Source organism: Bacillus sp. cl96, from assembly GCF_900100505.1.
Classification (GTDB): Bacteria; Bacillota; Bacilli; order Bacillales; family Bacillaceae_G; genus Bacillus_A; species Bacillus_A cereus.
The window spans coordinates 1-3,592 of record NZ_FNDM01000044.1 but is presented as its reverse complement, the minus strand read 5'-3'; the positions used below and the strand labels follow the sequence as shown (position 1 = coordinate 3,592).

Genomic DNA, 3,592 nt, shown 5'->3' with positions numbered 1-3,592 from the left:
GTAGGTAAAGTAAGTGGAGGAATAGGAGGGAATGTTGGACCTATTAATTCTGGATTGAAATTATTGAAAAAAAACGGTGATGGAATGTTGTTATTTGACATATAGAAACCTCCTATCTAGTTTATTAAAAAAATATATTATATATAGTAAATGTATAAAGATATAAAATTGATTATTATAAATGTATTAATTTTTTGACATAAAAAAAGAGATGAAGGACCAGTTCATCTCTTTTTTCCCTATTCAGGTGAATTTATGTCAATATTTATTATATGTATAAGTTTTAAAAAAAGTTCTTATATTGAATTTTATAATTAAGTATTGTTAAAAAGTGTAATTATAAAGTCTGCTGAAATAAATGTTTCATTTCTTTTAATAGGGGTCACCATATTATTTTGGGAAAATTGTACGCTAAGGACTACAAAACCTTATTTTTACAGTATCTTTAAAGGTAAATACATGTTCAGAAAGATAGAAACCTAAGTTTAATTGAACATTGATTTGTTTACATGCTTTATGAACATGATTATAGTCAGAAAACGTGTTGATATTGTTGAGTTTTACCCTCTGTTCATAAATATAAGGTTTTCTGGACAGATATCTCTTAGCGTACAGGAAACGCTTGGAATGTGTCCGAATTGTGTCTAAACGTACAATTTTCCTGAAATGGTATGGTGACCCCTAATACAACTTAAAAGCATTTGAAATACGTTTAAAAAAAGTAACTCAAAAACTTTTTACTTTTTAATAAGTGTAGTATTGAATAATTAGTAAAGTGATTATTGGGAGAAGAAAAATAAGTGGTAAGAGTCAATGGTAAGCGGACTGAAAGAGATCAGCGTTTTTTTGCTGATCTCTTGAAAGGAGCATTAAGGAATTGACTCGTGCATCTGATTTTCCAACCTCTTGGCAGTTCCCCAAAACAAATTGTTTTGGGGACGCCAACCGGCGAGGGAGGCCCTCAAGGATTTGAGGGGTTGGGGAGTTGGATAAGGGGGTCTGGGGAAGATTTCCCCAGCAGGTTTGGACAGAGTCCAAGGTTGTTTTTTCCATGCTAAGCATGGCTCGGCGAAGCCGAAAAGCGTCGCAGACCCCTATCGATTTTGATGCGAAAGCGTCAAAATACGTATAGGGTTACTCTAATTGACACCATTTCGTCGCTTTGCTAGACTTATGGTATCAATTAATCTAGGGAAAGTGGTGGCACTTTATGTTGGGTTCTATCTCATTTAATCAATCTCACCAAAGTTCATTAAGCCACAATAATAGGGAAAATATTCATGGGAATCCTGGCATTGATCCAGCTAGGTCAGAGGAGAATATTTACTTTGTTCAAAAGGACATCCGAAGTGTATACAAGGATGTCTTTCAAGAAGCGGTGGACAAGTATAACGAGAAGCAAAAACGGAATGACCGTAAGATTGAGAATTACTATGACAAAATACATAAAGATGATAAAACGCATGAGCAACGAGAATTGGTCGTAGCGATTGGAGAAGGTAAAGACGACCCGAAGTATAGGGAAGCTAAGAAAGAAGCGTTAAAACGGTATGCTGAAGCGTTTCAAGAGCGGAATCCCAATCTGGCAGTCTATAACATGGTTTTACATGATGACGAAGCAAATCCACATTTACATATTAACTATGTACCGAACTTTGAAAGTAGTCGAGGATTAACGAGGCGTGTCGGAATGGATAGAGCTTTGCAACAACAAGGTGTCGAAGGAACGGGAAGAAAGTTAATTGCGCATTGGAGAGAAAGGGAAACCGCTTATATAGAGCAATTGGCTAAAGAATATATTCCGAATTTTGAACGTGCTAATGTAGGTTCACATAAGTACATGAAAGTCCGTCAATACAAGGAGTATGCAGAAGCAAAGTCAACTATTGAAAATCAAGTAGAGGAAAAAGAAACTAAGTTACAAACGATTGACGATCATTTAAAAAATGTTGAAGAGAAAACAAACGAATTAGAAATGACGAAAAAGAGTTTGGAAAGTGATGTTGTTGATACGTACAAAGAATTAGAGATAGTAAAGCAACAGGTAGAGAGTGAAAATGAAAAGCTGCAGCTAATTGGCCAGCGTCATGTGGAATTAGAAAAAAGAGTAGAACAAATGCAAAAAGAATTAGATAGTGCTAGTGATCGAGTGCCAAATGAACCTGTTAAAATTCCATTTTTACGTAAAGAAGTAGTAGTAGAAGTACAGGATAAAATGTTTGGAAAAGCTGAAATTACAAAGAAACAGACAAGAAATTATGTGTTATCACCAGAACAATATCAAGAAGTAACAAAGCAAGTGAATGCAGCGGTCACTATCAAAAAGGATCATGAGCGTTTGAGAGAAACAGACTTTGTGAAAGAGTATGAAAGTTTAAAAATGACTGCAGACGGTTGGATGAAAGAAAATAGAACATTGAAACAGGAAAAAAACCAGTTGCAAAAGGAAGTTGGTGTATTAAATAGAGAAATTAGCTCGTTAAAAGCTCATATAAAGGGTTTGCAGACGAATATAAGAGTTTTATATGTACAAACGAAAAAAGTTTTAAAAGAGCAATTTAAGGGGTTTAGAGAGAGTGTTAAAAATGAATTGGGTAGCAAGGGAGTAGATAATCAATTTGAACGTGAGCATAAAAAAGAGGTGAATAAACATCGTGGATTTGATATGGAACGGTAAAAAAACAGGGAAACTTTGTTTTTATCTTTAAGGTTGTTAAAAACATGATAGAATGAAAAAAAAGAGCCATGCGGGAACATGACTCTTTTCATAGGGTATTTTACGAAAATACCTAAACTTCACTTATCTGATTATAGATTATCATAATTTGATTTATAATCAAATAGCAAAAAATAGGTATTTTTGTTGATTCCCTCAATTAAGGAGGAATTAACTTAGATATGACAAAGAAAATTATTGATTTTGGACAAGCTGAAAAAAAAGCAAAAGAAAGAGATAGTAAAATTAATAGTATTTATGAAAAACTTGAAGGTAGTGGCGGACTTTCTGAAGAAGAAAGAGTCATTATGCTACAAGTATTAAGTAAAATGTCTGGTGGAGAAGAATATTTTATTGGTAAAAAGAAAAAACCTACAGATCGGGTGAGATTTGTGCAGATAATTACTGATAATATTAATTATCTATGTAAAACGGGATATCTGACAAATGCTGAAAAAGCTTTTTTGATTGATTTAACACCGTATATAGAGTTTAAAACTAATATTTTAATTGAATGTTCAAATGAAGATTCTGAAGAAGTAGATGCAGATGCAGCTACACCAAGTTATTTAGCAAGGAAGTTAGGAAAAGATAGAAGTAATCTTTCTCATTTAATGAATGGTTTATTGGAAAAAGGTGTTTTAGCTGTTGCAGAATCTGGAATGACAACTGAAGATGGTCGCATTTGTAGTTCTCGTACTTGGTTTGTGAATCCTAATGTTTTATGTTGTTCCCCTAAAGATGGAGTAGACAAGGCTACTATGAAGATTTTTAAGAAGTCTCTTAGAAATTTTAAAATAACTGGAGATAAGAAAAAACATAACTTACCGATTTATTTATTTTAGATGTCATTTGTTATTGACATCTTTTTTTTTT

General features: G+C 33.3%; 3 protein-coding genes. 2 read left to right on the top strand and 1 reads right to left on the bottom strand.

From position 1 onward, the window contains the following. On the bottom strand, window positions 1–101 hold a 101-nt coding region (locus BLT20_RS31410; protein ID WP_141770007.1), incomplete at its 3' end, for an exosporium leader peptide-containing protein. Between the two features lie 1,109 nt (window positions 102–1,210). On the opposite strand from BLT20_RS31410, the gene BLT20_RS29925 reads away from it, so the two are divergent. Continuing rightward, window positions 1,211–2,677: a plasmid recombination protein gene (locus BLT20_RS29925; protein ID WP_000901539.1), complete on the top strand. Its 1,467-nt coding sequence runs from the start codon at window positions 1,211–1,213 to the stop codon at window positions 2,675–2,677. Window positions 2,678–2,898: 221 nt separating this feature from the next. Further along, window positions 2,899–3,561: a MarR family transcriptional regulator gene (locus BLT20_RS29920; RefSeq protein WP_000162379.1), complete on the top strand. Its 663-nt coding sequence runs from the start codon at window positions 2,899–2,901 to the stop codon at window positions 3,559–3,561. Window positions 3,562–3,592 lie beyond the last annotated feature (31 nt).